The sequence below is a fragment of the Undibacterium sp. TC9W genome, from assembly GCF_049339865.1.
Lineage (GTDB): Bacteria > Pseudomonadota > Gammaproteobacteria > Burkholderiales > Burkholderiaceae_D > Undibacterium.
Genome location: NZ_JBMPPJ010000018.1, coordinates 33,694 through 60,113, shown reverse-complemented (window position 1 = coordinate 60,113; position 26,420 = coordinate 33,694). Strand labels below are relative to the sequence as shown.

Here is a 26,420-nt window from a genome sequence, read left to right as displayed (position 1 = left end):
GCCAGCGTTTACTTACAGTATCAGTCTGTCTTATGCTATACAGATTCATATTCAGGGTATCTGTTATGCAGCACAGTTACAGGCAACTGGCAGACGCCATTGGTGCAGACATCCGGGCCAGCCGCTATCAGGTAGGTGAGCGCCTGCCATCTGTGCGCCTGATTGCAGAGACGCAGCATGTCAGTGTTTCTACCGCGATACGCTGTTACCGTTACCTTGAAAGCCAGGGCCTGGTCGAGGCGCGCAACAAGTCTGGCATCTATGTCGCTGACTGGAAATCTAGGCAAACGACAAGTACCGTGGCGCAGAAAAAAAACAGCCAGGCGGCACCGGCAGTTGAGTACGACAAACTGATGTCCTTGCAGCACAGAATGACGGAATTGTATTCGCTGACGGCACAACCCCTGCATCTGGGCCTGCATCTGGCCAGTGCTGCGCCAGAATGGTATCCCTGCGAAGCCCTGGCCAAAATCGCCCAGCGCCTGCTGCGGCAAGACCCCATGGTGATCGGTGTTTATCCCGGCGGTACGGGTTTGCCAGCCTTGAAAACCAGCCTCATACACTGGTTAAAAAATGCAGGCATGGATTTGCAGTCCAGTGATTTGCTCATCACCAATGGCAGCACAGAAGCCCTGAGCGTGGCACTGCGCGCAGTTGCCCAGCCAGGTGATGCCGTTATCGTTGAATCGCCAGTCTATTTTGGCTTGTTGCAAATGCTGGAAAACCTCGGCATCAAGGCCATAGAAATTCCTTGCGTGCCAGGCCAGGGCATCAGCATGGAAGCGCTTGAATATGCGCTCGAACATCAGGGTACGGTACGTGCCATCGTCGCCATGCCGAATTTCCAGAATCCCCTCGGTTGCGCCATGCCGGATAAAAACAAGAAGCGCCTGTTACGCCTGGTTGAACAATATGACCTGGCCTTGATAGAAGATGATGTCTTCGGCGACCTTTCGCATCAACAGGAAAGGCCGCAAGCCATCAAGGCCTGGGACAAGCAGGGCAGGGTCATCTATTGCGGCTCTTGCAGCAAAAGCCTGGCCCCGGCATTTCGTATAGGCTGGATAGCAGGCGGACGTTATCAGGCCAGGATCAATTCATTGAAGCTGAGCGCATCCCTGATCACACCTTTGTTTGAGCAGGCGGTACTGGCTGAGTTTATACAATCGGGTGCCTTGCCATCCCACTTGCGTAAGTTGCGCGAGCGTCTGGCTGCCAATATCCCGCTGGCGACTGCAGCCATAGCGCGTTATTTTCCCTTGGGTACACAAGTCATCAGTCCTGCTGGAGGCTGGTGGTTATGGCTGGAATTGCCTGAGCATGTAGATAGTTTGGCTTTGCTGCGTCAGGCAGTAGCAAAGGGTATAGCGTTTACGCCCGGCAGCCTGTTTTCTGGTTCAGGCAAATACGCCAATTATCTGCGCATGAATATAGGTCGGCCATGGGGGCGAGAGATGGAACAGGGTATTAAAACCCTGGGCAGGCTGGTTTCAGAAATGTAGATGAAATAGGGCTTATTTTTTAAGCCGGTCAAATAAATCTTTGGCTATCTTGTCTGCATTTTGCTCTTCTGTTTGCTTTTCAGTTTTATTTTCAGATGGTTGCTGACGTTTGGCAAATCTGGACAAGATGCCCGCTTTTCTCGTGCGGATTTTCAGTAAAACAAAAGGGATGATGCGCCACGCAACCACACCGTCCAAAGGCTTCACCGGGATTAAATTGAAGGCGATGATGATCAGATTTGTTTTAGTCAGGACATCGAACACCGGAGACAATTGAAACATCCACATGGGCGAGAAATAGAACAGCAGATATTGCGCTACAACAGCCAATATAAGGAGCAACAACTGCCCAAGCACGCCGCCCCAGGCAATTAAAATATCCTCTGATTCATAATAAGGCGTCTCATGCGAGCATTCACCATGCATCAGGAATAGTTTGATGGCGTAAACTTTGGTGCCTGTATATCTTGCAGCAATCGCATGACCAAATTCATGAAAGAGCAGGATAGTGACGAATGCCAGGAAGCCAGGGAGTAGCCAGACCAGCTTCATTCCCTGTATCAAAACCCAGGGAAACCAAAGCAGGATAGTCCAATGTGCGTAAACTGGTATTTTTTTCCAGTGCGCGAGCTTCCAATAACCTGAATCCATATATATGGCTTGTCTGTATTGATCAATACTCTATTTTACAAGAGCCCGGCAGCGAGCAAGGCCTTATCCCATTCCGGCACAGGCTGATACTCTTCCACCAGAAAATCAATCAGCGCCCGCACCTTGGGGCTGACCTTGCGGGTAGCTGGGTAAAGTGCGGTGAAGTCATTCAAGGGCAAGTTCCAGTCTGGCAAAACTGTGACCAGAGTGCCTTCGATCAAATCACGCCATGCAAGAAAAGTCGTGTCATAGACTATCCCCAGCCCGCGCAGGGCGGCCTGGTGCAAGACCTTGCCATTGTTGGAGGCAAAGCCGGGTGTGATATCCACTGCCAGGGTTTCGCCATTGCGCTCAAAATGCCAGGTATTGCCCTGAGTAAGGTGGCTGAAATGCAGGCAGCGATGCTGGTTCAATTCTGTCGGATGTGCTGGCATGCCATTCTTTGCCAGATATTCAGGGCTGGCACATAGCAGGCCGCGACAGGGCGCCAGCTTGCGCGCATGCAAGCCGGGGCTGTCGGGTATACCACCGACCCGTATGCTGAGGTCAAAGCCATGCTTGAACGGGTCCAGCAGTTTGTCATCGACATGCAAAGTCGGCTGCAGCATGGGGTGGAGCAGAGTAAAGCGAGCCAGTGCATCGGCCAGCCAATCGCTGCCAAAGCTATTTGGCGCCTGTATGCGTATGCCTCCGGCCAGCTCATTGCCCGCCTGACTGACCACCAGCCGCGCCTGCCGCGCCTGCTCCACGCTGGCGCTACAAGGCTCCAGGTAGGCCTGACCAAGCTCGGTCAGGCTGACTTCTCGGGTCGATCTGTGCAGCAGCCGTGCGCCAAGTTCAGCTTCAAGTTGCATGATGTGCTTGCTGACCATGGCACGGCTGATGCCCAGGTGGCGTCCGGCTGCGCTAAAACTGCGCTGCCTTGCCACTTCGACGAAGATTTCCATTGCTTTTAGTTGGTCCATGAAAGCCATTGTCTATAGATTGAATACAATCTGTCAATCATTGTGGGTATTGTGCGCAACAAATGAAATTCGCTACACTTGATGCAGATCAAGCAAAAGTGTCAAGATAGGTGATTGTCTTTTGCTTCCCCCGCATTCACAGCCAGGAGTCAGCATGCTCAACGCACAACAAATCCAGCAATTTCAGCAAGACGGCTACGTCATCGTCCCCAATTTCAAGAATGCCGATGAAATCGCTGCCTTGCGTGAGCGTGCAGCCAAAATCGTTGATGAATTTGATCCGGCATCCTCCAAATCCATCTTCACGACCAAGGAGCAAGAGAAGAAGGTAGATCATTACTTCCTGAATTCGGCCAATAACATCAGTTGTTTTTTTGAAGAAGAAGCCTTTGATGAACAAGGCAATCTGCGCCAGGCCAAGTCCCTGTCCATCAACAAGATCGGTCATGCCATTCATGATCTTGACCCGGTCTTCAGTGCATTTTCCCGTGGCACTGCACTGGCGAAAGTAGCAGAGCAACTGGGCTTGCAGCAGCCACAGATTTACCAGTCCATGTATATCTTCAAGCAACCTGGCATAGGTGGTGAAGTGCGCTGGCACCAGGACGCAACTTATTTTGAAACTGATCCTGTCAGTGTCACTACCTTCTGGTTCGCACTCGAAGATGCAACACTGGAAAATGGCTGTATGTGGGCAGAACCGGGTGGTCATCGCACGCCCATGCGCGAACGTTTCGTGCGTGAAGGCGATCAGGTGCGGGTAGAAAAGCTCGACAGCTTGCCCTGGCCAGATGACAGCACAGCTATTCCACTGGAAGTCAAGGCGGGTAGTCTGGTGTGCTTCCATGGCCTGTTGCCACATTACAGCGCACCGAATCGCTCGGTAGTTTCACGCCATGCCTACACCCTGCATGTGACTGATGGAACGACCAATTATTCACCACAAAACTGGATACAGCGCGACGCCAGTTTCCCCGTCCGTGGTTTTGTTTGAGTAGCACATGATGAATTCTGAAGTATTGATTTTCGCCCCGCACTGGGGCAGTGCTCATCTGAGCCGTGAAGTTTTCATTGGCAAGGTGCTGGAAGCCGGGTTTGATGGCATAGAAATGTCTTTGTCGATGGACGGGGCAGAGCGTGATGCGTGGACGGCAGCGATTGCTGACGCAGGTCTGCAGCTGATCGCCCAGCAATGGGAAACTGTTTTTCACAGCGATTTTGCCGCGCACAAGCAAGCGCTGAATGACTTGCTACGCAATGCCTGCGACGCAAAACCCTTATTCGTGAACACCCATACCGGCAAGGACTTTTACACCCAGGCGCAAAACACTGAATTGCTGAATCTGGCTGACGAGATAGCTGCCGAAACCGGTATCGCCATCGTCCACGAAATCCATCGCAGCCGCTTCAGTGGCCATCCCATGTTGCTCTTACCCTATTTGGAGCAGCGCCCAAAATTGCAACTCAATGCAGACCTCTCACACTGGTGTTGTGCCTGTGAATCCCTGCTCGAAGACCAGGCGCATATACTGGAAAAAGTATTCCCGCATGTGCGCCACATCCATGCCCGCGTCGGCCATAGCCAGGGACCACAAGTCAATGACTTCCGCGCACCTGAACATGCTGCGGCCTTGCAACAGCATCTGTCCTGGTGGGACGCCATCATCAGCCAACAGTGTGCGTCAGGTAAACAGCAGATCACATTGACACCAGAGTTTGGACCATCACCTTACACGCAAAGCCTGCCTTACACAAATCAGGTCGTATCAGATGCCTGGGAATTGAATGTGGCGATGATGCAGTTATTGCGTTCGCGATATCAAAAATGAATTGAAGTTGTGGCAAGTATCTATCTGTGACATCATGCGTGCCTGATACTAATTGTGCATACCGCATCCGGCTCAAGAATATGATGAAAACTGTGTCAGAAACTTATGTCTTCACCTGGAAGAAGAATCAATATTCCTTGATACTATTGTTGCTGCTGGCTACGTTGTCCTTGGGCGTGTTCGCAGGACTTTTTTGGCTCAAATATTGGGACTTGGTAAAGCTTGGGGATTTCAAAAAAATACCCCTGCTATCACTTATTCCTTTGGCTGCTTTTCCGCCAGGCATTGCCTTGCATTTTGCGATTCAAAAGTTTTTTCGCTCGGCCAGATTAATTGTTGATAATTCTGGAGTGCGCTTGGAGCAATCGCCTGGCAATGGTTCGGCAATGCTTAAATTCCTCGAAAGAAAAATACTTTGGACTGATCTGAAGAGTGTCACTTATCTGTCGAGTTTTGAACTCATTCATCTGCGTCCAAAACCTTCAGCACAGCTAATGAGTATCAGAGTTAAAGAGTGGCAGTTGGAAAAGTCTGGTGTCAGGTTTCAAACCAGAAGCGCTGAGCCTGATTTAATAAGGCTTTTTCGTGAGCTGGAAGTTTTCGAATCTTTTTCCAAGGACAGTACTCTTGACGTGGCTAACTTTGATTTGATGAAGCACCCAGTCACCAAAAAATTGCTCATGCTAATGGGCTTCCTAGTGTTATACAGTTTACTGGACGTGATGTTGCAACATGAAGCTTATGCGTTTTTCAGGCCCGGGCCACATGAAATTGCAGGCTCGTCTGCCGCAGCCATTCTGGCTATCTTGCTGTTCAAGATACAGAGGCGTGACGATATCCCTCCTGGTATCATCGCAGCCATGGTAATGATGGTTGGGATGATATTTGGTGTTGCCAGTTATGTAGGAGGTGTTCGCCTTAATCAGCTTTTTGGTGGCCCCTTGCTCGAATCCAGATACCATCGCGATGCAAATTGCCTGAAATTACTGCCAGAAGATAAAAGTCTCCCACCCGTTGAGTATACCCATATGACCAAGGATTATTGGTGTAGCAGGGATCTGGCTGAAGTGCAGACCGTCAAGGTTCGCAAAGGCTTGTTCGGTTCCTACCAGTTCGATCTGAGGGAGCAGACTGAGGCAATTCGCGCATACAAGCAGAACAAGCAGGATCAATAGAAACCTTGAGGTTTATTACACCTCAATGACTGCCAGACATGAACCCTTGTGGTGCTGGCATTAAATGGGGCAATGCTTAACTGCTCCCGCTGCCACCTGGCAATTGGGCGTGCCGTAAGTCAGGCCTTGTATGAATGTGAGCCTCAATGAAGGACAGTATGCAAATTGTACCCATAAACCATGTTTTAACATGGAAGCGAAAGCAGCAGACCTGGATAGTGCATCTGCTCATGCTACTTCTGCTTCCTTTTACGGGAATTTTTTACTTGATGTATGTGGGCTTGTTGAAGCCAGCAACGCTCATCGATGTATTGAAGAATATTTCTCTTCCTCCGGCTTCTGTACTCCTCATTATCGGTTTAATAGCCTTCGAAAGTGTAACCGGAAAATTCTATCGCTCTGCCAACCTGCAGGTGGATGACCTGGGTGTGCGCTTGAAACTCTTGCCGGATAGTAGGTGGACTATCCTGCGTTTTCTTGAAAGAGATATCCCCTGGACTGAGCTCAAAGATGCAACTCTTGTCGAGCGCCTCAAAATTATCCAGTTCCGCCCGAAGTCTGGCCAGCTTCCCTTGAATATCAAAGCTCAAGAGTGGCAATTGCAAAATACAAATAGCGGCTTGAATGAGAACAATTCTGAACCTGATTTATTAAGAATCCTTCGTGATCTGAGTGTTTTCGAGAAGTATCCAAAGAATAGTCAGTTTGAGGACTCTGATTTCGACTTGACAAAGCACCCTGCAACAAAATTGGTATTGGCAGGCATAGCAATTTTAATCGCCTACAGTGTCGTGGACCGCATGTTGCAGCATGAAGAATATGCCTTCTTTAACTTCACATATTTGTTGCCGCATATTGTTTCTGGACTGATTGCCGCAGCCATGCTGGCAGGTTTAATGTTCAAGGCAAGCAAACGTCAATTAATACCGCTTTTTAACATCATAGGCCTGGCGATATTAAGTGGGATGGTGTTTGGTGTTGCCAGCTATGTAGGGGGTATTCGGATTAATCAGCTGGCTGGCGGCTCTTTAATCGAGGCCAGGTATCACCGTGATGCAAGCTGCCTCAATTTGCTGCCTGAAGACAAGAAGCTTCCCGTGATTGAATATCCTTATCATGCCAAGAACTACTGGTGCAGCAAAAATATTGATGAAGTCCTGACTGTAAAAGTTCGTCAAGGTCTGTTTGGTCTGTATCAGCTTGATCTTGGAGAGTGGAATCAGGCAATCGGTCACTTTAGGAAATCTTGATGCTGGTTGCGTTCCTTAGATGATTTAATCTTCAAAAGCAAACCGGAACTCGCCCGGTGGTAGCAACAATTTAAAGATAGCTTTGCCTGCTTGCGCGATCATGACATCAGCAGAAACGCGGTTCGCAGGTTCATGTTTGCGATAAGTATAGCCAACTATTTATTTTTCCATCTTCTTGTACATGACATCGGTACGCAAGACATATTTAATGCCAGCATCAATAGCAGTGCCCTGATGCGGTATCAAGTGAGGGAAAAGCAGCGCCATGCCGGGTTCAGGTTTGATGTCGGCAAAGCGGAATGCAGTATGGCCGCCTGCATAATCTGCATTCAGATAAATCAACAAGGTAAAGAAGCTGCTTTCGGTTTCTGATCTTTTGAAATTGAGATCATGATGCCATTTGAAATACTGGCCAGCTTCATAGCGATAAAAACGGAAGCGCTCATTCAGACCTGACAACTTCCAATCCTTTAATTGCGCCGGCAACACCATGCGGGCGCGTTCAAAAATCAAAGAGGCAAGCGTGGTGTCGTCGAAAATGATGCGGTCATTATTGCGTACCTGATCTTTCCCGCTTATCCCAGTTTTGACCTGTATAGCAGCTTTTTCATACTGCATCTGCTCGCTGCAAGTTATCATGCGCCTGCATTCTTCTTCAGTCAAAAAGCCTTTGATGCTATGCACGCCCGAGCCATGGTCATGCACTTCCATGCGACTGACCACCATTATGCCGCAGGTACATCTGTAGCTGCAGCCTTGCGGTACATGACATCCGTGCGCAAGACATATTTGACGCCGCTTTCGACAGGGGCACCCTGATGCAACATCATATGCGGGAAAACCAGCGCCATGCCTTTTTCTGGCTGTATGGTTTCCCAGCGAAAGGATGTGCTGCCGCCAGTGTAGTCACCATTCAGATAAATCAGCAGGGTCAAAAAGCTGACTTCATCTTCATTGCGGGCATAATTGCCATCTTTATGCCATTTGAAGTATTGACCTTCTTCATACCGGTAAAAGCGAAAGCGTTCATTCAGGCCCAGCAAAGTCCATTCCTTCAATTCTGCGGGAAGGAATAGTTTTGCCCTTTCAAAGATCGCTGCTGCCAGGATTTTGTCATCAAAGATGACGCGGTCATTATTGCGCACATCTTTATACATGCGCATGCCTGTGCCAGTCTGTATCATGGCTTCTTCATAGCCCATTTGTTCACTGGTAAAGATCATGCGTTCGCATTCTTCTTCAGTGATAAAGTTTTTGATGCCAAATACGCCTGCACCGTAGTTATTGAGTTCCATATCGTTCTCGGTTTTGTGTCGTCCTGACTGTAATATAAGATACTTTGTTGTAAATTTCAACTAAGTTAGTTTTAAATATTTACGAACTTAGTGACGGATTTGTACTAAATCCAGCTATCGCTTACAATGGCAGTATTGAATACTCAGGGGTAAAAGCATGGCGACTGCTAAACAAAGCGAAAAAGAATTTCTGCTCAATTACAATATCCATGACTATGATGTGCCTTTGACGAGTGTGGATCTGGTGATTTTCACGATCAGAGACCAGGCTCTGCAAGTCTTGCTGGTCAAACGCGGTGACCATCCCTGCAAGGGGCAGTGGAGTTTGCCAGGCGGTTTTATTGATGTTCACAATGATATCGACCTGGACGGTGCAGCCCTGCGTAAGCTCAAGGAAAAGACAGGAGTGGAAGCACCTTATCTTGAGCAATTGCAGGGTTTTGGCAGCCGCAACCGTGATCCGCGTGGCTGGTCCACTACCTTTGCTTACTTTGCCCTGATCTCCTCTGACCGCATCACGCTCAGTCACGGCGGCAATGCTGATGCGGTACGCTGGTGCCCGGTTGAGTCGGATGAGGGCTTGCCCAAGCTGGCCTTTGATCATGCGCAGATACTGGATGTGGCAGTCCAGCGCCTGCGCAACAAGGTGGAATACACTTCCCTGCCAGCACATTTATTGCCAGAAGAATTCACACTGTCTGAATTGCAGCGCGTGTATCAGATTTTGCTGGGGCGTCTGGTGGATAAGAGCGCGTTTCGCAAGCGCATCCGGGAAGGTGACTTCCTCGAAGAGTTGCCGGGCAAGTGGCGCTTGGGTAGCAATCGTCCTGCGCAATTGTATGGCTTACGCAAAGGGCAGGGTACGGTTTATTTCAATCGCCTCATGACGGGTGAAGTCGGGGTCAAATAGCTTTTCCTCGATCTTTAGCTTGGGGCATTTTGAGTTAATGCCTCAAGCCAACATCGTCAAGTTTTGTCAAAAGTGCACATCTGCGAGCATCTGAACTTGACGAAAATTCAATATTATCAAATAATCATCCTGCATTCCTGATTTTCATGTTTGCCGGACACGCCTTGCTGCGCGCGTCCGGCAAATGTCCGCATCAACAATGCGCACCAGCTAAAGCTATCAAGTGCGCATTCAGTACAAAAAGGGAGACAGTTTATGAGCAAAGATCAAGACCCCATTCCGCCATGTTTTGACCAGGCCAATCAGGCACCTGAGCGCCTGACCGAGATGTTTGTCGGGATAGCGCAAGAAAATCGCATCAAACTGGGCCAGCGTCCGGCAGAGCGTGCGGTGTTCCGCAAATTACATGGAGTTGCCAGTGCCAGGTTGGTCATGGAAAAGAAAATACCGGCCAAACTCAAGGTCGGTGTTTTTGCCCACGACAGCCTGGATGCCTGGGTGAGATTTTCAAGCGACACCACGCCAACTTCGCCTGACTTGTATTCGACCCTGGGCATAGGCATCAAACTGTTTGGCGTGCCTGGCCCCAAGGCGCTTGGTGATGATGGTGACACGGCTGATTTCATCATGCAAAACTTTCCAATTTTCTTTGTCGATAATGCCAAGGAGATGGTGGAGTTTACTTATGCCGGTGTGGTTGCACAGGATTATCCCGGTTACCTGAAAAAACATCCCAAGACAAAAAAAATACTGGACCAGATGGAAAAGGTCGAGGGCAGTACCCTGACTACGACTTACTGGGCCATTCTGCCTTTCCATGCAGGGAAAAATGACTATGTCAAATACCGCCTGGAGCCAGTGACACCGTCAGAGAATGTGCCGAATGATGAACGCGATTATCTGGCAGTCGATATGTGCAATCGCCTGGCCAAGCGTGAGTATCAATTCCGTTTCATGGTACAACTGCGTACCAATCCCAAGACCATGCCGCTGGATGAGGCAACGGTGGAATGGCCGGAATCTGAAAGCCCTTTCATCCATGTCGCAACGTTGATCTTGCCGCAGCAAGATATCAGCGTGCGTGGTCAGTCTGAATATGGACAGGGCCTGGCCTTCAATATCTGGCGCGTGCCGCCTGTGCAAGCGCCCGTAGGTTCTATCGCTGAGGCGCGCAAAGTCGTGTATGCAGCAGGTGCAGATGCCAGACATGAGGCCAATGGTCAGAGTTTGCAAGACCCACTTGCGCCACGCTCCCCAACAGCGGGCTGCCCCTTTCACGCAGTAGCGCAGGCAAAAGCAGAACCCGTAGTCAAAGATACCTGCATCGTCAAGGCTGTAATTTACCCCTCCATAGGCGTTGCGCGTGTAGGCAGCAGTGAGAAGGAATGGTTTTTGGGGCCTGAAGTGCCTTACCCAAAACCAGAGGACCCAGGCTATTATCGCGATGCCCACAAAAAACTCAAGCGCCAGGGCGCCAGGTTCCGCGTATATGGCGTGAATGCCAAGGGCGAGATCGTCAAGGAGCTCAATGCCGATAATGCCAAGGTGGAGTGGCAGGTACAATTGGCCAATACCAAGTCAGCCTGGTATGGTTTTCAACTGGCGCTGGATATTCCTGAAGCAGCATCTGCACCTCCCACCACCTTGCGTAATGCTGTCGTCACCGATAGGGATATGCTGTCAATCACGCCCAAGCAAAGAAAAGTCAGCGGCAAAAAAGCCAAGCCTCAGCGCTTCGATGATGGCAAGTTCATGGGCGAGCCTGTGTATTTGGGGGAGGCTTTTACAGATAAGCAAGGTCGTCTGATTGTGCTGGGTGGTCATGGCGTTTCCGCCTCCTATGACAACAGCCGCGCCATCACCTTTGCCAATAATGAAGGCTGGCATGACGATACTTCTGACGGTCCCATCAATGCCAAGGTCGTTTATGAAGGACTGGAGCTGATGGTGGAGCCAGCCTGGGTCGTCGTTGCACCACCCAATTATGCGCCGCAGAGAAAATCAGTGCGAACTATGTGGGACTTGATGCGCGACGTTGCCATCACCGCTGGTACTTTGCCCAAACCAAAGCGCCCCAGCTTCACCTTTGACATCCTGCCCCTGTTTGAACGTCTGAATGGTTTGCAGTGGGTGAATGCCGGTTTTTCGGCAGGCTTTGGCTGGAAGGGCGCTATCGATCTGACCAGTGCCGATGCGCTGTCGCGCCTGGCCAGCAACAACACAGCCTATGTAGAATTGCGCCGTACCATCGCCAACCAGTTCCGCAACTATGAAGTTGATGCCTGGTCACCCAAGCCCTGGCCATGGTTGTATGGCGATGCCATGGCGATACCCGCTGCGCAAACGCCAAGGCAAAATGCCTCGCTTACGGCAACCCAGCTGGCGATGCTGATGGAGTGGGCAGAAGGTAATTTTGTTGAAGACTATGATCCAGAGCGCAAACATGCGACAAGCATAGATGAAGTGCCATTAGAGCAGCAGGGCGATACTCTGACACAGGCAGCGCTGGACTTTTGCCTGGCTGATGCCTTCCATCCCGGTTGCGAAATGACCTGGCCAGTACGTGCCAGCACCATGTATATGGCACCTTTCCGCTTTGCCCATGCGCTCGATGGCTGGATTGCACCTGGCCTGGGTGAGATACTGACCAGCGATGGCGTCACTATACCTAATGGCCCCTTGTACGGCCAGCAGGCTGGCGGCATCACCCGCTGGATGGCTGTGCCATGGCAGACGGATACCGCAAGCTGCCGCTCTGGTTACGATAAGTCTTATGACCCGTATGTGCCAAGCTTCTGGCCAGCCCGCGTGCCTAACCAGGTCCTGACAAAGCAAAACTATGACGTCGTCATGGATGAGAAAAAGCCGCTAGGTGAAAGGCTGGCCGCATTTGCCAACCGTGCCTCGTGGATCAATCCATTGGGCAGCACCAGCTATACCGACCAGATCAATAATATGATCCATCACTTTGATCATCTCGGTGTGGTTGAAGTGCATCCTGGACTATCTGACCACGCACACTTCCCGGCTGAGTTTGAAGTCGAAGACCAGCACATACCTATCGCCAATATGCCGGCACCCAATACCAAGCATGCGCAACATGATGAGCATGCCATGGTAGGGGCGGCAGAAGTGGTGAATGCTGAATCTGTCGATATCATGACGATAGAAAAAGTACGCCGCTTCCCGCGGGGTTTGCATCGTTAAGTATGGCGATCTTGCAGATAGACGCCTTAGTACTGGGGGCCGGGCCTGCGGGCTCTGCCTTTGCTTTGAACCTGGCACCATTTCAAAAAGTAGTGATGCTTGAAGCTGCACCTCCAGCAGCTACGCGCATAGGTGAATCACTGCCAGCCGCGGCCGGTAAGCTGCTGGCTGACATGGGTTTGTATGATGCGTTTTTGCAGCAAGGTCATCAGCCTGCGCATTTAAATATCAGTCACTGGGGCAGCGATCAGGCAACCGAGCAAGATGCCATGCGCAATCTTGATGGTCACGGCTGGTATCTAGACCGTCACCACTTTGATTGCTGGCTGCAGGATGTCGCGCAAGAGCGTGGCGCAGCTTTACTGAGGCAAAGCAAGCTGCTGTCTTTTGCACCGGCAAAAAGCAATCCTGAATATTGGGATGCTGTCATCGCCGTGCAGGGCAAGTCTGTGCAGGTGGAGACCAAAATGCTGATCGATGCCAGTGGCAGAAAATCTCTACTGACACGACAACTGGGCATAGCCCGCAAAGCCACGGACAAACTGGTGTGCAGCTGGCTGGTGGGCAGGGACACCGAGAATACAGCAGGCTCCAGCCACATCAGTGCCGAGGGGGGCGGCTGGTGGTATAGCTCATCCCTGCCAGGTCAGGGTCGCATCGTGGCGTTTTACACCGATGCGGATTTGCCGGAAGCCTCTGCCTGCAATCATCAGCAAGGACTGTTGCAGCGTTTGCGCCAGAATACGCAATTGTCAGCATGTCTTGATGGATATGGTTTTGTACCAGGACAGCAGCATGGATATTGTGCTGCCCACACCGCAGTGCTGGAGCAGTTTGCCGGGTCCAACTGGCTGGCCGTTGGTGATGCTGCGCTGAGTTTTGACCCACTGTCTTCACAAGGTATTTTCAATGCCTTGTACACAGGCCTGGCCGCAGCAGAAGCGGTGTCGCATTATGATGCTGAGGCACAAGCTGCTCATGTGGCTGAGCTGGCTTCCATACAAGCGGCATATCTGCATCATTTGAAGATTTGGTACCAGCAGGAGCAACGCTGGACTGATCAACCGTTTTGGAAACGGCGGCTTGCTACTTGAATTTACTACCTCTGGTTTGTCAGGCCAGAGGCATTAGTTCAACACTTCATTAAACTACGTCAAACTGCATCGAGCGCAGACTGCAAATCCTGCCTTAAATCTTCCACATCTTCTATGCCTACCGACAGGCGTATGAATGAATCCGTGATACCCAGCTTGGCTCTTTGTTCTGCCGGGATCGTCGCATGCGTCATGATGGCCGGATGTTCTATCAGGCTTTCTACACCACCCAGGCTCTCAGCCAGGGCGAATACTTCGCAACGTTCGAGGAAGCGGCGCGCACCTGCCAGGTCAGTATCAAGTTCTATGGAAATGATGCCGCCAAAACCATCCATTTGCTGTTTGGCCAGCTCATGTTGCGGGTGACTTTCCAAACCTGGGTAATAAACCTTTTTGACCTTGGGCTGCTTTTCCAGCCAGTGTGCCAGGTCCAGGCCATTTGAATTGTGGCGTTCGACGCGAATGTTAAGCGTTTTGATGCCGCGCAAGGCGAGGAAGCTGTCGAAGGGGCTGGCGATCGCGCCAACCGAGTTTTGCAAAAAGCCCAGACGTTCGCGCCAGTCAGCCTGATGTGCTTCGCCGCCAACGATGGCAATACCACCGATGATGTCGGAGTGACCATTCAGGTATTTGGTCATGGAATGCACGACGATATCAAAACCCAGTTCCAGCGGACGTTGTACCTTGGGGCTGGCAAAAGTATTGTCAGCCACGGCGATGATATTGTGCTCGCGGCAAATCTTGGCAATCGCGCGCAGATCAGCCAGCTTCAGCATGGGGTTGGTTGGTGTTTCTACCCACAGCATCTTGGTGTCGGGGCGTATCGCGGCCAGCACTTCTTCTGGCTTGGTCATATCGACATAAGTGAATTGCAGGCCAGCGCTGCGTTTGCGCACGCGTTCAAACAGGCGGTAGCTGCCGCCATACATATCATCGCCGGCGATGATATGGGCGCCGCTATCGACAATTTCCAGCACGGTGGCAATCGCTGCCAGGCCGGAGGCAAAGGCAAATGCCTGCGCGCCGCCTTCGAGGTCAGCTACGGCGCGTTCCAGCGCCCAGCGGGTAGGATTGTGCGAGCGGCCATAATCGAGGCCCTTGTGTACGCCAGGGCTGTCCTGCACGAAGGTGGATGTCGCATAAATAGGCGGCATGATGGCACCGGTGACCGGGTCAGGGAACTGTCCGGCGTGGATAACACGCGTGCCAAAGGCTTGCGGGTGGGTAGGCTTCTTGTATTCGGGATAGCTCATGAAAGTGTCCTGCGCATATGGTTAAGGAGGTCAAAGCGGGTAATCAGGCCATAAAACTGCTTTTCCGGTTTATCGGCTGCAATGATAGCAACCAGGCCGCGGTCCAGCGTTGCGCGTAATGCAGCGATGCTGGCATCCGGTGCCAGGGTTTCTATCTGGCTGGTCATGGTGTCTTCTACGGCACTGCGGAACAGGCTGGCATCGGCAGATACTTTCAACAGCAGGTCTGATTCATCAATGATACCGATAATCGCGCCATCGCGTATGACAGGCAATTGCGAGATATCGGCACTCCGCATGCGGTTGAACGCCACCATCAGGGTGTCGTTTGCATTGACGCTGATGACACCGCCTTCATCGTAACGGCGGCTGATGATATCGCGCAGATCGTTATAGTTTTTACGCTTGAGCAAACCCTGGTCTGTCATCCAGTTGTCGTTATATACCTTGGACAGATAGCGTGTGCCGGTGTCGCAGACAAAGGTGACTACGCGCTTGGGTGTAGTCTGGGCGCGGCAATAGCGTAGGGCGGCGGCAAGCAGAGTACCTGTAGAAGAGCCTGCCAGTATGCCCTCAGCGCGCAGCAGTTCACGTGCTGTGCCAAAGCTCTCGGCATCGTCTATGGTATAGGCATGTTTGACAGAGCTGAGATCGGCAATGCCAGGGATAAAGTCTTCACCTATGCCTTCTACCGCCCAGGAGCCGCTGACTTCATTGACATTACCGGTCTCTACATACTCAGTCAGTATCGAACCTTTGGGGTCAGCCAGTACAAATTCCAGCCCTGGCTGGACCTTGTTGAAATAGCGTGTCAGGCCCGTCAATGTGCCGCCCGAACCTACGCCTACGACGATGGCATCGATTCTGTGGTCAGTCTGCGCCCAGATTTCTGGCCCTGTCGTGGTTTCATGTGCGAGCGGGTTGGCTGTGTTATTGAACTGGTCGGCAAAGTAGGAGCCTGGTATCTCTTTGGCCAAGCGTGCCGCATAGTCCTGGTAATACTCAGGGTGGCCCTTGCCGACATCAGAGCGGGTGATGTGGACTTCTGCACCCATGGCTTTCAAGTGCAGGATTTTTTCTGTGGACATTTTGTCCGGTACGACCAGCACCACGCGGTAACCCTTGGCGCGGGCCACCAGCGCCAGACCGAGGCCGGTATTACCAGCCGTTGCCTCGATTACGGTGCCGCCTGCCTGCAAGCGGCCTTCGCGTTCTGCGGTTTCTATCATCGACCTGCCTATGCGGTCCTTGATGGAGCCGCCAGGGTTTTGTGATTCCAGTTTGAGGAATAATTCACATGGCCCTGTGTCAAAGCGGGTAACCTTGACCATAGGCGTATTGCCAATCAACGCAAGTACTGCGGGATCAGTTTGTTTTGTCATCTTAGTGTGCTCCTGGGTGCAAACAATAGGGGTGCAACAGGTTTAGCATTTGTTTATGAGGCAGCTATGCTAGCTATTTCATCTCCTGAGGCTAAGGAATTTTTCCAACTAAGCATAGTTGGAAAATGATTTACTTGCATTTGGGTAAGGCTATTTTGAGGTCAAAGTGGCAAGTATGGGGATAGTATAGCCATAGTTTGGGAAATTGTTGGGGTATATGCGGTTTGCTTATATCGAGGCTTTGAGTATTTATGTTTGTGCGATGGGGGGACTGGTTGAGGCACTAAGGATTACTGTGGTTTTATGTTATTCGTCAAATCGCTCTGATTTGGAGTCGAAGAGCGTCTGGTTTCATTTGGCTGATTGAGCAGTGCATGACTGCAATCTATATAACGTCATTCCAGCGTGCTTTTGGCTGGAATCCAGTGGCGTTCGTAGTGTACCGAGAGGTCTATTAATTTCAGGTTTGAGGGATTTTATGGATTAGATTTTTAAAATCCGCATACGTAATTTGCGATTGCAGGCCGGTGGTAGACCGGCAGCTACACACCTTTTTGCTTCGCCAAAAAGGTGTGCCAAAAAGGCGACCCAGGCGTCGATTCCACTGCGCCGCTTGCAAGCGGCTTAGATGTTGTCAGCGCAAAGCATGCTTTGTGAAACCCTGCCAACATCCCCCTGAAGGGGGTTCCCGTTTGTGCAGTACAAAAAGTGGGAAGGCCCGAAACTCGCTACGGCCTTGCCCTTAGGAACATGCGCTTGCAAGCGCATGTCGTTACGCAGGCGCGCAGCATGCTGCACGAAACCCCTGCTATACCTCAAACAGCGGTCCTTCTTAATCCATTTTTGTACCGCACAAACGGCGTCAACACATGGGAACTGCAAACGTCAACAGCAACAGCAATGCGACCTTTATTTAAATTCTTGAATGCACGGCAAATCGTGCAATGTCAGATGAGTTCATCCGGTCTATCCACAGCCAAAAAAAATAAATGCCGCGCAAGGCGGCATTGAAAGTGGGGGACTTGTTACTTTAAAGCGTGAACGGTTGGGACGAGCCGCCTTTATTTTGTTGTGTGCTACTGATTCAGTTTTCTGTTTGCCCTTCTTTATGATGGAAGGGCGCAAACCAGCATACCGCAAAAGAGGGGATCGTTGCCAGCATGACGAAGATGAAATAATTTGTATATCCCAGTAATTGCTGCAAGTGGCCACTGATGACGCCGGTGACCATCATACACAGGCCCATGAGGCCGGTGCCGAAGGCGTAGTGTGTCGTCGTGTATTTACCGGGGGCTAACTGCTGCATCAGGTAGATCATGAAACCGACTGAGCCAAAGCCAAAGAAGAATTTTTCGACGGCAACGCCAGCGGTGATCAGCCACAGGCTTTCAGGCTGGAAGATGCTCATGATCAGAAAGCTGGCATTCGGGATATTCACGGCACAGCAGAGTATGAAAAGCGTCGGTTGCAAACCACGCTTGGCGACAAACCAGCCGCCTAGCAAGGAGCCGAGTAAAACGGCGATCAGGCCATACGTGCCATAGGTCAGGCCCAGCATTTCATTCGATAAACCCAGGCCACCTTTGCTGACAGGATCGACCATGAAGAAGGGGCCGATTTTTTCCAGGAAGCCTATGCTGAGACGGAACAGGAAGGCGAAAGCGATCATCAGCCAGACATCGCGTTTCTGGAAAAAGGTGACGAAAGAGTCGCGCAAGATGAACAGGGCTTCACCCACATTGGCAGGTGTGTTTTCTGCCTTCGCACCGTCTGGCATGGTGCGCAAATGCCAGGCTGCCATGAGCGCCATGACGCCAGCGACGATGAGGAAAATGATGCGCCAGGCATCCATCCAGTCTGCACCAAATACCTTGGGGTCATGATGGAAAAAATCGGTATGCAACTTGCCACTCAAATAAACCAGGCCACCTGCCGCCACGATGGGGCCTATATTCCAGCTCAGGCTCTGGATGCCGCAATACAGGGATTGTGCCTTGCTGTTCAGTGAGGTGACGTACACGCCGTCGGCCGCAATATCCTGGGTCGCTCCGAGGAAGGAAATGACCCAGAACAGGCTCATCAGTATCAGCATGTAGTTCGGCAGTGACATGACCAGGGCGACGCCGACAAAGCCGACGGCTATGATCAGTTGCGTGCAAATGACAAAGAATTTCTTGGTCTTGTACATTTCCACAAAAGAGGCAAACAGAGGCTTGATGGTATAGGCGAGAATCAGGTAACTCGCATATTCAGCGGCCTTGCCATTGTCCATGCCCATGTTCTTGAACATGATGGCGCTGACATTGGTCAGCATCATATAGGCCAGCGCCATCGTAAAGTAAGTGGTTGGCACCCAGTACAAGGGCGACCTTCTGACCGGATTTACCGGCGGAATATTGACTTCTGTCTCAGTAATCATGGGCTGCACGCTTCTTTACAAGTAGGCGGCATGCCTGCCGGTTTTCCTTCCCGCATAGCCCGTCATGGAGCGATGCATGAAATGATGCTCACTTGTTATCTGCCGGTACAGAATCCTCTTTGTGGAGGATATGACCAGTCATGAATGACAAATGAGTTGGCAGGCTGTCTCGTTAATAGTTTTAATTGGAATCGGTCATCATTTATGAAAACCTTTTCAAGCGCAGAATAACATGAATTTTTAAAACGGAGCATTGCATTCGCAAAAAAATATAAATGGATACAGAAAATCTTACCGGATTGATAGCTTGATTCCTATGGAGAACGTCTTGTTTACAGCGTCAGCCGGGCAATGGTGACTCAGGTATTTGAATTGAAATCGTGTTGTATTCTCAGCAGAGAAACAGGGGGTTACGAGTGAAATTGATTTCAGTGCAGACATTGGAGATATGCGGCATGCGGCATGACAAAATCTGCATTTTTAAAGCTGGTTCGCAATTTTTGTAGAGGGATGTATACAGTTTGTGAAAGTCTGGCGTTGACAGCCTACATATCCGGTGATAAATTCCCATTTGTGAAAACGTTTTCAATAATTTGTTCAAATAATCTTCATGTTGATTGTTTTGAGGTGTGAGCAGCGATTTTCGTTTCTACCTTGATTGATGATCAAAAAATCATTTTTTACGATAATTTGAAAACGGTTTCAGATAAATGCATGCTGCATTGACACCTGGGTTTAGGCCCGGTGTTTGCAAGAGGAGGGCTGGTAGCCAATTCCTGAACAATGAAGCATGACAACTTATAAGAACAGTATGCATGTTTGCCACGGGCAGCATGCAAATTTATCCAAAAAGAGACCATGACTAATCCATCAACGATGCCCGAGTTTTCCCCTGCTTTTACCTGGGGCGTTGCCACCAGTGCTTATCAGATAGAAGGGGCCGCAGCCACTGATGGCCGTGGCCCTTCCATCTGGGATACCTTTACCCATACGCCTGGAACTATCATTGACGGCAGCACCGGTGATGTCGCTTGTGACCATTACCATCGCTATGCTGAGGATGTAGGCATCATTGCTGGCTTGGGGCTCAAGGCTTACCGTTTTTCTGTGTCATGGTCGCGTGTGCAACCGCTGGGTTATGGTGACTGGAATGAAAAAGGCTTTGAATTTTATTCCCGCTTGCTGGATAAGCTGGAAGAGCAAGGCATTGCTGCCCATCTGACTTTGTATCACTGGGATTTGCCGCAGGGCTTGCAAGACCTTGGCGGTTGGCTCAATCGTGATACCTGCTTGCACTTTGCCGAATATGCGGCAGAAATCGCGCGCCGCTTTGGTCACCGCCTTGCCAGCATTGCTACTCATAATGAACCCTGGTGTACTGCCAATCTTGGTTATGGCAATGCCCAGTTTGCGCCCGGCGTGGCTGATACTGCACTATCGATACAGGTTTCGCATCATCTTTTGCTGTCGCATGGCTTGGCGCTGCAAGCCATGCGCGCCATCAATTGTCCGGCCAAACTGGGCATAGTCCTGAATCAGTGGCCAGCCATGCCAGCTACCGACTCAGCTGCGGACATTGCCCAGGCAGAATGGGAATATGCACGTTCTGTGCAATGGTTCATGGACCCGATCTTCAAAGGAACTTATCCACAAAAGGCGCTGGACCGCATGGATATGAGCAAGTTTCATGTGCATGCAGAAGACATGGATATCATTCGCCAGCCTCTGGATTTTCTTGGTGTGAATTATTATTTCCGTGCTTTTATCAGTACCGACAATCCACCCAAACAGCCTGAAGGCAAGCTCGGTTTCAGTGACATGGGCTGGGAAGTTTATCCTTCAGGCATGACAGATTTATTGTTGAAACTGCGCGCCGAATATCCGGCCTTGCCACCCATTTATATTACTGAAAATGGCATGGCAGTTGCTGACAAACTGGAAGATGGAAAAGTGCATGATGAGCAGCGCATCAAATACCTGCAATTACATTTCCAGGCCATGCATGATGCGATAGCTGCTGGCGTTGATGTGCAAGCTTATTTTTACTGGAGTTTGCTGGATAATTTTGAGTGGAATTCAGGTTATGCGAAGCGCTTTGGCTTGGTGTATCTGGATTACGCAACGCAGCAGCGCACCTTGAAAGACAGTGCATATTGGTATCGTGATTTTGTCCGCGCACAATTGCAGAAACAGCTGGTTGAAACTCCTGCTGCAGCCTGAGTCATGACGAGGTATTCCCGGCAGGATTGAATCCCTGTCGCAATATAGATTTTGCAAAGGCGCAAACTGCACCTTTGCAAGTCTGTTCTGCTACATTGCTTGTGTATTATTTATAAATCCCGCAACCTATCAAGACATCACCCACTCGTTCGATATAAGTTGATTTTGGCTCCATTTGCTTGGTCGTCGGATTAGGCCATTTGTAATCGACCCAGCCATGACCGGTTTTGCTGTTGGCAACATCGAGAAAACTTTTGACGATGGGCATGCCGTCCGCATCTTTCAATTCCAGTAAATTCTTGCCCACCATCTTCGCATTCGCACCATGGGCGCGGTTGATGCCGTCACCATTGGTGTTATACACAAAAACATATAAATCCTTGACGACAAATTGCCCGGTGGGATTATTGAACTCGGCATAGGCCTTGTCCTTGCCATTTTCTTTGAGGTAAGCAGCCGCTCTTTTTACCAGGGCCATTGCTTCATCAGCACTTCCCTTGTCTGCAGCAGCAGATATCTGGCTCATTGCCAGCATGGAAAAACCGACAAGCGCAAGCAAGGACTTAATAAATATTCTTCGCATCTTGATCTCCTGTTGTAAAAAAATACATGGCAAGGGGGAAGCTTTATGTTGCTGAGCCAAAATTCATTTTAATGACGAATTTACGTAATGCAATGTTTGTGATTTGCACTTGTGTTAAACAATGCTAAAACGTATGTTTTCGGGGTAGACAAAGAAAAAAAACCGGGCCACTTGCGTGGACCGGGGGGCATGTATTACCAGTTTGAATCTATGTACTTTTAGAAATCAATACCAACATTGACGCCAAAGGTGCGCGGAGGCAAGTACTGCGCCTGCCATGGACCATTGGCATTCATGGCACTGGTCTTGACTTTGTTGTCACCAACATTGCGCACAAAGAAGTCTGCATACCAGCTGGATTTGCCCGTGGATTGATAGCGCAGGCCCAAATCGGCGCGGGAATAGGCTTCCTGCTTGTCGCCATCACCATAATTGAAAACGCTGAGCCAGGTTTCAGTCTCGTAATGCAGGCTGATGCGTGGTGTCAGTGTGCCTTCACTCAGGTGGAAGGTGTGCTGATACAAAACCTGGGCGGAGAACTTCGGTGTATGTGGCATGGTATTACCCGATACATCAAGGCAATTGCTGATGCCAGGGATTTTGCAGGCTGGCAGGGAATAGTCATTCGAGCCGCCTATCAAACTTCCCAAAGTTGCCTTGGCGATGGCAATAGTGACCTGCAGCTTGTCATCCTTGCTCAGTTTTGCTGCCAGCTCGGATTCAAAACCATACACTTTGGCACCGTCAGCATTCGATGTTTGCAAGCCACGGGTGCCATCTGGGGCCGTCACTGGTGCGCTGAACTGGAAGTCCTTGAACTTGCCGTAGTACAGGGCATTATTCCATCTGACTGCACCACCCATCAACGTGCTCTTGGAACCGAGTTCGAAGTTGGTCAGGGTTTCAGGACCATAGGTTTTGCCGCCATCCTGCAAGCCACCAGATTTGTAGCCGGTGGAGATGCTGCCGTACACCATATTGTCTTTGTCTATGTCATGCGAGATGCGCAGCAGGCCAGTGACCTTGTTGCCGCTGTAGCTGCCATCGTTGAAAGAGTAGGGGGCAAAATTTGAATCGGCAGAGGCAGGATTGACATTTGGTGTGATCGCCGACTGGCTGAGTTCGGGTTTGCCTGAAAAACCGTAGCCACGCCCGCCAACATTGGTGCGTTTGTCCTGAGTATAGCGCAGACCACCAGTGATATGCGTGTCATTGCTGGCATTCCAGGTTGCCTGGCCAAAGGCTGCTGCTGTTTCGACTGTTTCTTTAGGCTGAATGAAAGAACCTTGCCAGCCTACCGTACCCTGGTAAGTACCATTCAGGATAGGGATATCGAAACGAATGTCATTGGTTTCAGAACCATAATACAAACCCAGTTGCCAGTCCACATCACGCGTACCTGTGGATTGCAGCTCCACTTCATGGCTGAAGTTTTTATAGTTGGACGAGACAGTATTGTTTGCCTGCATGCTGCCACCAGAGGTGAAGCTGGTTGGCGCATTGGCACCGCCATCCTGGTCAAAGCGGGACGAACCACTGAACTTGGAATAGCCACCTATGTAAGTCAGTTGCATGTCCTTGGCTACTGCGTATTCTATGCGGCCACGGATGGCATCGCTATCACGCTCTGTAAAGGGGGCTGTATCGATCAGGGCTGACCAGTGGCTTTGTCCGGCGCGCGGTGTTTGCAACAGGTTCATGGATGGCGTGCCACGGTCTATGAATTTCTCATAAGACAGATCGATCTTGGTGGCAGCGTTAGGTTTCCACAACATGCTGATACGGGCAGCAGTCTGGTCTTGGGCACCATATTTGGGACCATCCTGCACAAACAAGGCGTAGTTGATAGGCTGGAAGGGAACTACCGTGCCACCGTTTTTGAGGTACGTGGCAAACGCAGCTTTCTGACTATCGATGGATAGCATGGTGGGTGCCTGATAATCGACATAACCATCATGTTTTTCATGTGCATAGGCAAAACGCAAAGCCATTTCATTACTGACCGGGATATTGAATGCACCACGGGTGCCAAAGCGCTTGTAGCTGCCCAGGCCGCCTTCTACTGAGCCAGAACTTTCACCGATTTTTGGTTTGGCGGTTTGCATATTGACTGCGCCAACTGTGGCATTACGTCCCCACAAAGTACCTTGCGGGCCGCGCAATACTTCTATGCCTTCCAGGTCAAACAGCAGAGATGTTGCGCCTTCGGGGCGGGGGGCATAGATACCGTCGATAAACAGGGCAACTTCAGGATCGGCGTATTCAGTTTTGGCACTGTCGTTACCGATACCACGCATGGTCATGGTGATGACGCCATGATCACCCTGGCCGGTAGCCTGGAAGCCTGGCACCAGATTGACCACGTCCTGCACGTTTTGCACATGGGCATCTTCCAGTGCTGCGGCATTGATGGCGGTGATGGCAATCGGGGTTTTTTGCAGTGACGTGGCACGCTTGGTGCCTGTGACGATCACTTCAGAAATGGTCGTGCTTTCGCTATTTGCCTTGGCTTGGCTGGCGCTTGTTGGTGCTGGGGCAGGCGCTTGTGTTTGCGCGTGGGCAGCACCCATGCTGGTGATCAAGGTAATGATCGCCAGTTGTATAGGTGTGGTCGCGACTTTACGAGTCGCAAGATTGCGGATTTTCATATGTCTCCTGTTACAGGTTGGATTGGTTTTTTTGCTCTGATTAAACCATGACGTTTTTGAAAACGTTTTCTTATTGGTGTTTCTTTGATTTTCTTTTGAAACCGTTTTCATAATACATAAAACTTGAATTCTGTGTCAAACATAAAATGATAACGTTTTCAAAATGTTGTAATATGAGCCGGATTGAGGTGAAAACCACAGCGCAGTTTAATGCCCGGCCCCCGGATTTGTTGGCAATCGACAGGACATTATTGTCGGCTAAACAGCTGTTTTCATTGCGTTTTGCCTGCCACTGCCATCGTTATTACTTGACGACGGCGCATCGGAAATTGCTGTCGAAACACTTCGCACACCATGCTATTTACTCTGGACCTTCGCTCAACCTGAGGAGTTGCTCAAATGAAAACCGTAAAAAATGTATTGATCGTAGGAGGTGGAACAGCCGGCTGGCTGACTGCATGTTTCATGGCCAAACACCTGTCATCTTCCAAAGAGGTAGAGGGCATACAGATACGTCTGGTGGAGTCAAAAGACATAGGCATTATTGGTGTTGGTGAGGGCAGCTTTCCTTCGATACGCGGTACGCTGGCGGCAATAGGTATAGATGAGGCGCGCTTCATCAAGGAATGTCATGCCACATTCAAGCAGGGCATACGCTTTGATCACTGGGTCAGACCGGCTGGGAGCTCCGGTACCGATCATTATTTCCATCCCTTCAGTCACCCCAGCCAGCGTGGGCCAGAATTATTACCTTACTGGTTGAAGGGGCTGGCCGCGCGCGATGGTCAGCAACCAGCTTTCGCTGATGCAGTGACCATGCAGAAATGCATAGCAGATGCTTCGCGAGGGCCCAAGAGATTTGCCGACAAAGACTTTCTCGGGCCTATGAATTATGCCTATCATTTTGATGCCGGCCGTCTTGCTGCATTATTGTCTGAGCACGGGCAATCACTAGGGGTGAACCGGATACTGGGAACAGTAGAGCATGTGCAACTGGACGAACAAGGCGCGATTGCAGCCGTGCATACGCAAGATGGCCAGGTGCTGGCGGCAGATTTGTTTATAGACTGCACAGGCTTCAGCGCAGGTCTGATAGGCAAGACCCTGGGGTCGCCATTCAAGTCTTTGAGTGATGTGTTGTTTGTAGATAGGGCCCTGGCATTGCAAGTGCCTTATGCAAAGCCAGATGCGCCTATCCCTTCATATACCATCTCCAGTGCGCAGGAAGCAGGCTGGATATGGGACATAGGATTGCAGCAAAGGCGCGGCATAGGTTATGTGTTTTCCAGTCGTCATACGGACGAGGCCAGGGCAGAGCAAGTTTTGCGTCAACACATAGGCCCGGCGGCTGACGGCATGACGCCCAGGTTATTGAAGCTCAATGTCGGTTACCGTGAAACGCAGTGGATAAAAAACTGTGTGGCCATAGGCTTGTCGGGTGGTTTTATCGAGCCGCTGGAATCATCAGGCATAGGCCTGATAGAAACGGCAGCCTATTTGCTGACCTATCTGTTTCCATTCAATGGCGAGTTTGATGCGGTGGCGACCCAATTCAATCAGCATATGAAAGCGCGTTATGAACGCGTCGTTGATTTCGTCAAAATGCATTTCAGCCTGAGCCAAAGAAGCGATACTGCATTCTGGCGTGACAACAGGGATGCTGCCTCCATCCCTGAGAGTCTGCAGGAAAAACTGAAGATGTGGAGCTGCCGTCCGCCGCACCGCATGGACTTTATTGCGGACCTGGAAATGTATCCACCATCAAGCTGGCAGTTTGTTTTGTATGGGATGGAATTTCAGACCGATATGGCGAATAACAAATTCGTGTATCCGCAAGAACAGGAAGCTACTCAGGAATTCCAGATGATCGCCCAGATGGCGCAACGCGCCCTGGCTGATTTGCCAGACCATAGAAAACTGGTTGAGCACTTGTGCAGGGCGGCGTCTCCGCTCCCTTCAGTGCTGGCAAGGCATGTTTAAAAGCGATCAACGAAGTGGGCGCAATAATCTCGCGAATGTCGCGGTTGTGTTTGTTTG

19 protein-coding genes are annotated in these 26,420 nt (G+C 50.5%); 10 read left to right on the top strand and 9 right to left on the bottom strand.

Annotation, left to right across the window (positions count from 1 at the left end; translation table 11 throughout):
- The first annotated feature begins 65 nt into the window (after positions 1-65).
- The gene (locus tag ACO0LN_RS22085) at positions 66-1,502 is read left to right on the top strand and encodes a PLP-dependent aminotransferase family protein (RefSeq protein WP_422977516.1); all 1,437 of its coding nucleotides are present in this window, start codon (positions 66-68) and stop codon (positions 1,500-1,502) included.
- Between the two features lie 12 nt (positions 1,503-1,514).
- On the opposite strand, the gene ACO0LN_RS22080 is transcribed toward ACO0LN_RS22085, so the two are convergent.
- Positions 1,515-2,054: a M50 family metallopeptidase gene (locus ACO0LN_RS22080; protein ID WP_422977514.1), complete on the bottom strand. Its 540-nt coding sequence runs from the start codon at positions 2,052-2,054 to the stop codon at positions 1,515-1,517.
- 134 nt (positions 2,055-2,188) lie between these two features.
- Positions 2,189-3,118, bottom strand: a complete 930-nt coding sequence (locus tag ACO0LN_RS22075; RefSeq protein ID WP_422977512.1) for a LysR family transcriptional regulator — start codon at positions 3,116-3,118, stop codon at positions 2,189-2,191.
- Positions 3,119-3,272: 154 nt separating this feature from the next.
- Between ACO0LN_RS22075 and ACO0LN_RS22070 the strand changes: the two genes are divergently transcribed.
- The 4 genes from ACO0LN_RS22070 to ACO0LN_RS22055 all read left to right on the top strand — a co-directional run bounded on the left by ACO0LN_RS22070 (position 3,273) and on the right by ACO0LN_RS22055 (position 7,372).
- The gene (locus ACO0LN_RS22070; RefSeq protein ID WP_422977510.1) at positions 3,273-4,112 is read left to right on the top strand and encodes a phytanoyl-CoA dioxygenase family protein; all 840 of its coding nucleotides are present in this window, start codon (positions 3,273-3,275) and stop codon (positions 4,110-4,112) included.
- 7 nt (positions 4,113-4,119) lie between these two features.
- Complete coding sequence (locus tag ACO0LN_RS22065) at positions 4,120-4,947, top strand: sugar phosphate isomerase/epimerase family protein (RefSeq protein WP_422977508.1); 828 nt, start codon at positions 4,120-4,122, stop codon at positions 4,945-4,947.
- 80 nt (positions 4,948-5,027) lie between these two features.
- On the top strand, positions 5,028-6,122 hold the full coding sequence (locus ACO0LN_RS22060; protein ID WP_422977506.1) for a hypothetical protein: 1,095 nt from the start codon (positions 5,028-5,030) through the stop codon (positions 6,120-6,122).
- Positions 6,123-6,280: 158 nt separating this feature from the next.
- Positions 6,281-7,372: a hypothetical protein gene (locus tag ACO0LN_RS22055; RefSeq protein ID WP_422977504.1), complete on the top strand. Its 1,092-nt coding sequence runs from the start codon at positions 6,281-6,283 to the stop codon at positions 7,370-7,372.
- A gap of 159 nt (positions 7,373-7,531) precedes the next feature.
- Here ACO0LN_RS22055 and ACO0LN_RS22050 read toward each other — a convergent pair whose 3' ends face one another.
- Together ACO0LN_RS22050 and ACO0LN_RS22045 are read right to left on the bottom strand one after the other, a co-directional pair.
- The gene (locus ACO0LN_RS22050) at positions 7,532-8,098 is read right to left on the bottom strand and encodes a prolyl hydroxylase family protein (RefSeq protein WP_422977502.1); all 567 of its coding nucleotides are present in this window, start codon (positions 8,096-8,098) and stop codon (positions 7,532-7,534) included.
- The gene (locus tag ACO0LN_RS22045; protein ID WP_422977500.1) at positions 8,098-8,667 is read right to left on the bottom strand and encodes a 2OG-Fe(II) oxygenase; all 570 of its coding nucleotides are present in this window, start codon (positions 8,665-8,667) and stop codon (positions 8,098-8,100) included. The genes ACO0LN_RS22050 and ACO0LN_RS22045 overlap by 1 nt, the downstream gene beginning before the upstream one ends.
- Positions 8,668-8,824: 157 nt before the next feature.
- On the opposite strand from ACO0LN_RS22045, the gene ACO0LN_RS22040 reads away from it, so the two are divergent.
- The 3 genes from ACO0LN_RS22040 (at position 8,825) to ACO0LN_RS22030 (ending at position 13,878) form a co-directional block, all read left to right on the top strand.
- Positions 8,825-9,577: an NUDIX hydrolase gene (locus tag ACO0LN_RS22040; RefSeq protein WP_422977498.1), complete on the top strand. Its 753-nt coding sequence runs from the start codon at positions 8,825-8,827 to the stop codon at positions 9,575-9,577.
- A gap of 255 nt (positions 9,578-9,832) precedes the next feature.
- Positions 9,833-12,784, top strand: a complete 2,952-nt coding sequence (locus ACO0LN_RS22035; protein WP_422977496.1) for a LodA/GoxA family CTQ-dependent oxidase — start codon at positions 9,833-9,835, stop codon at positions 12,782-12,784.
- A gap of 2 nt (positions 12,785-12,786) precedes the next feature.
- Positions 12,787-13,878 (top strand): tryptophan 7-halogenase, encoded by a 1,092-nt coding sequence (locus ACO0LN_RS22030; protein WP_422977494.1) that lies wholly within the window; start codon positions 12,787-12,789, stop codon positions 13,876-13,878.
- Positions 13,879-13,937: 59 nt separating this feature from the next.
- Here the strand turns inward: ACO0LN_RS22030 and ACO0LN_RS22025 are convergent, their stop codons facing one another.
- The 3 genes from ACO0LN_RS22025 to ACO0LN_RS22015 form a co-directional block, all read right to left on the bottom strand.
- On the bottom strand, positions 13,938-15,131 hold the full coding sequence (locus ACO0LN_RS22025; RefSeq protein ID WP_422977492.1) for a trans-sulfuration enzyme family protein: 1,194 nt from the start codon (positions 15,129-15,131) through the stop codon (positions 13,938-13,940).
- The gene (locus ACO0LN_RS22020; protein WP_422977490.1) at positions 15,128-16,513 is read right to left on the bottom strand and encodes a pyridoxal-phosphate dependent enzyme; all 1,386 of its coding nucleotides are present in this window, start codon (positions 16,511-16,513) and stop codon (positions 15,128-15,130) included. Before ACO0LN_RS22020 ends, ACO0LN_RS22025 begins: the two co-directional genes overlap by 4 nt.
- A gap of 1,084 nt (positions 16,514-17,597) precedes the next feature.
- Positions 17,598-18,932: an MFS transporter gene (locus ACO0LN_RS22015; protein WP_422977488.1), complete on the bottom strand. Its 1,335-nt coding sequence runs from the start codon at positions 18,930-18,932 to the stop codon at positions 17,598-17,600.
- Positions 18,933-19,790: 858 nt separating this feature from the next.
- Between ACO0LN_RS22015 and ACO0LN_RS22010 the strand changes: the two genes are divergently transcribed.
- Entirely contained in the window at positions 19,791-21,152 is a 1,362-nt protein-coding gene (locus ACO0LN_RS22010; protein WP_422977486.1) for a GH1 family beta-glucosidase, read from the top strand.
- 106 nt (positions 21,153-21,258) lie between these two features.
- Here the strand turns inward: ACO0LN_RS22010 and ACO0LN_RS22005 are convergent, their stop codons facing one another.
- Together ACO0LN_RS22005 and ACO0LN_RS22000 are read right to left on the bottom strand one after the other, a co-directional pair.
- Complete coding sequence (locus tag ACO0LN_RS22005) at positions 21,259-21,735, bottom strand: cache domain-containing protein (protein WP_422977484.1); 477 nt, start codon at positions 21,733-21,735, stop codon at positions 21,259-21,261.
- A 218-nt stretch (positions 21,736-21,953) separates the two neighbouring features.
- Positions 21,954-24,383: a TonB-dependent receptor gene (locus ACO0LN_RS22000; protein WP_422977482.1), complete on the bottom strand. Its 2,430-nt coding sequence runs from the start codon at positions 24,381-24,383 to the stop codon at positions 21,954-21,956.
- Between the two features lie 399 nt (positions 24,384-24,782).
- Between ACO0LN_RS22000 and ACO0LN_RS21995 the strand changes: the two genes are divergently transcribed.
- Positions 24,783-26,363, top strand: a complete 1,581-nt coding sequence (locus ACO0LN_RS21995) for a tryptophan halogenase family protein (RefSeq protein ID WP_422977480.1) — start codon at positions 24,783-24,785, stop codon at positions 26,361-26,363.
- Positions 26,364-26,420: the final 57 nt, after the last annotated feature.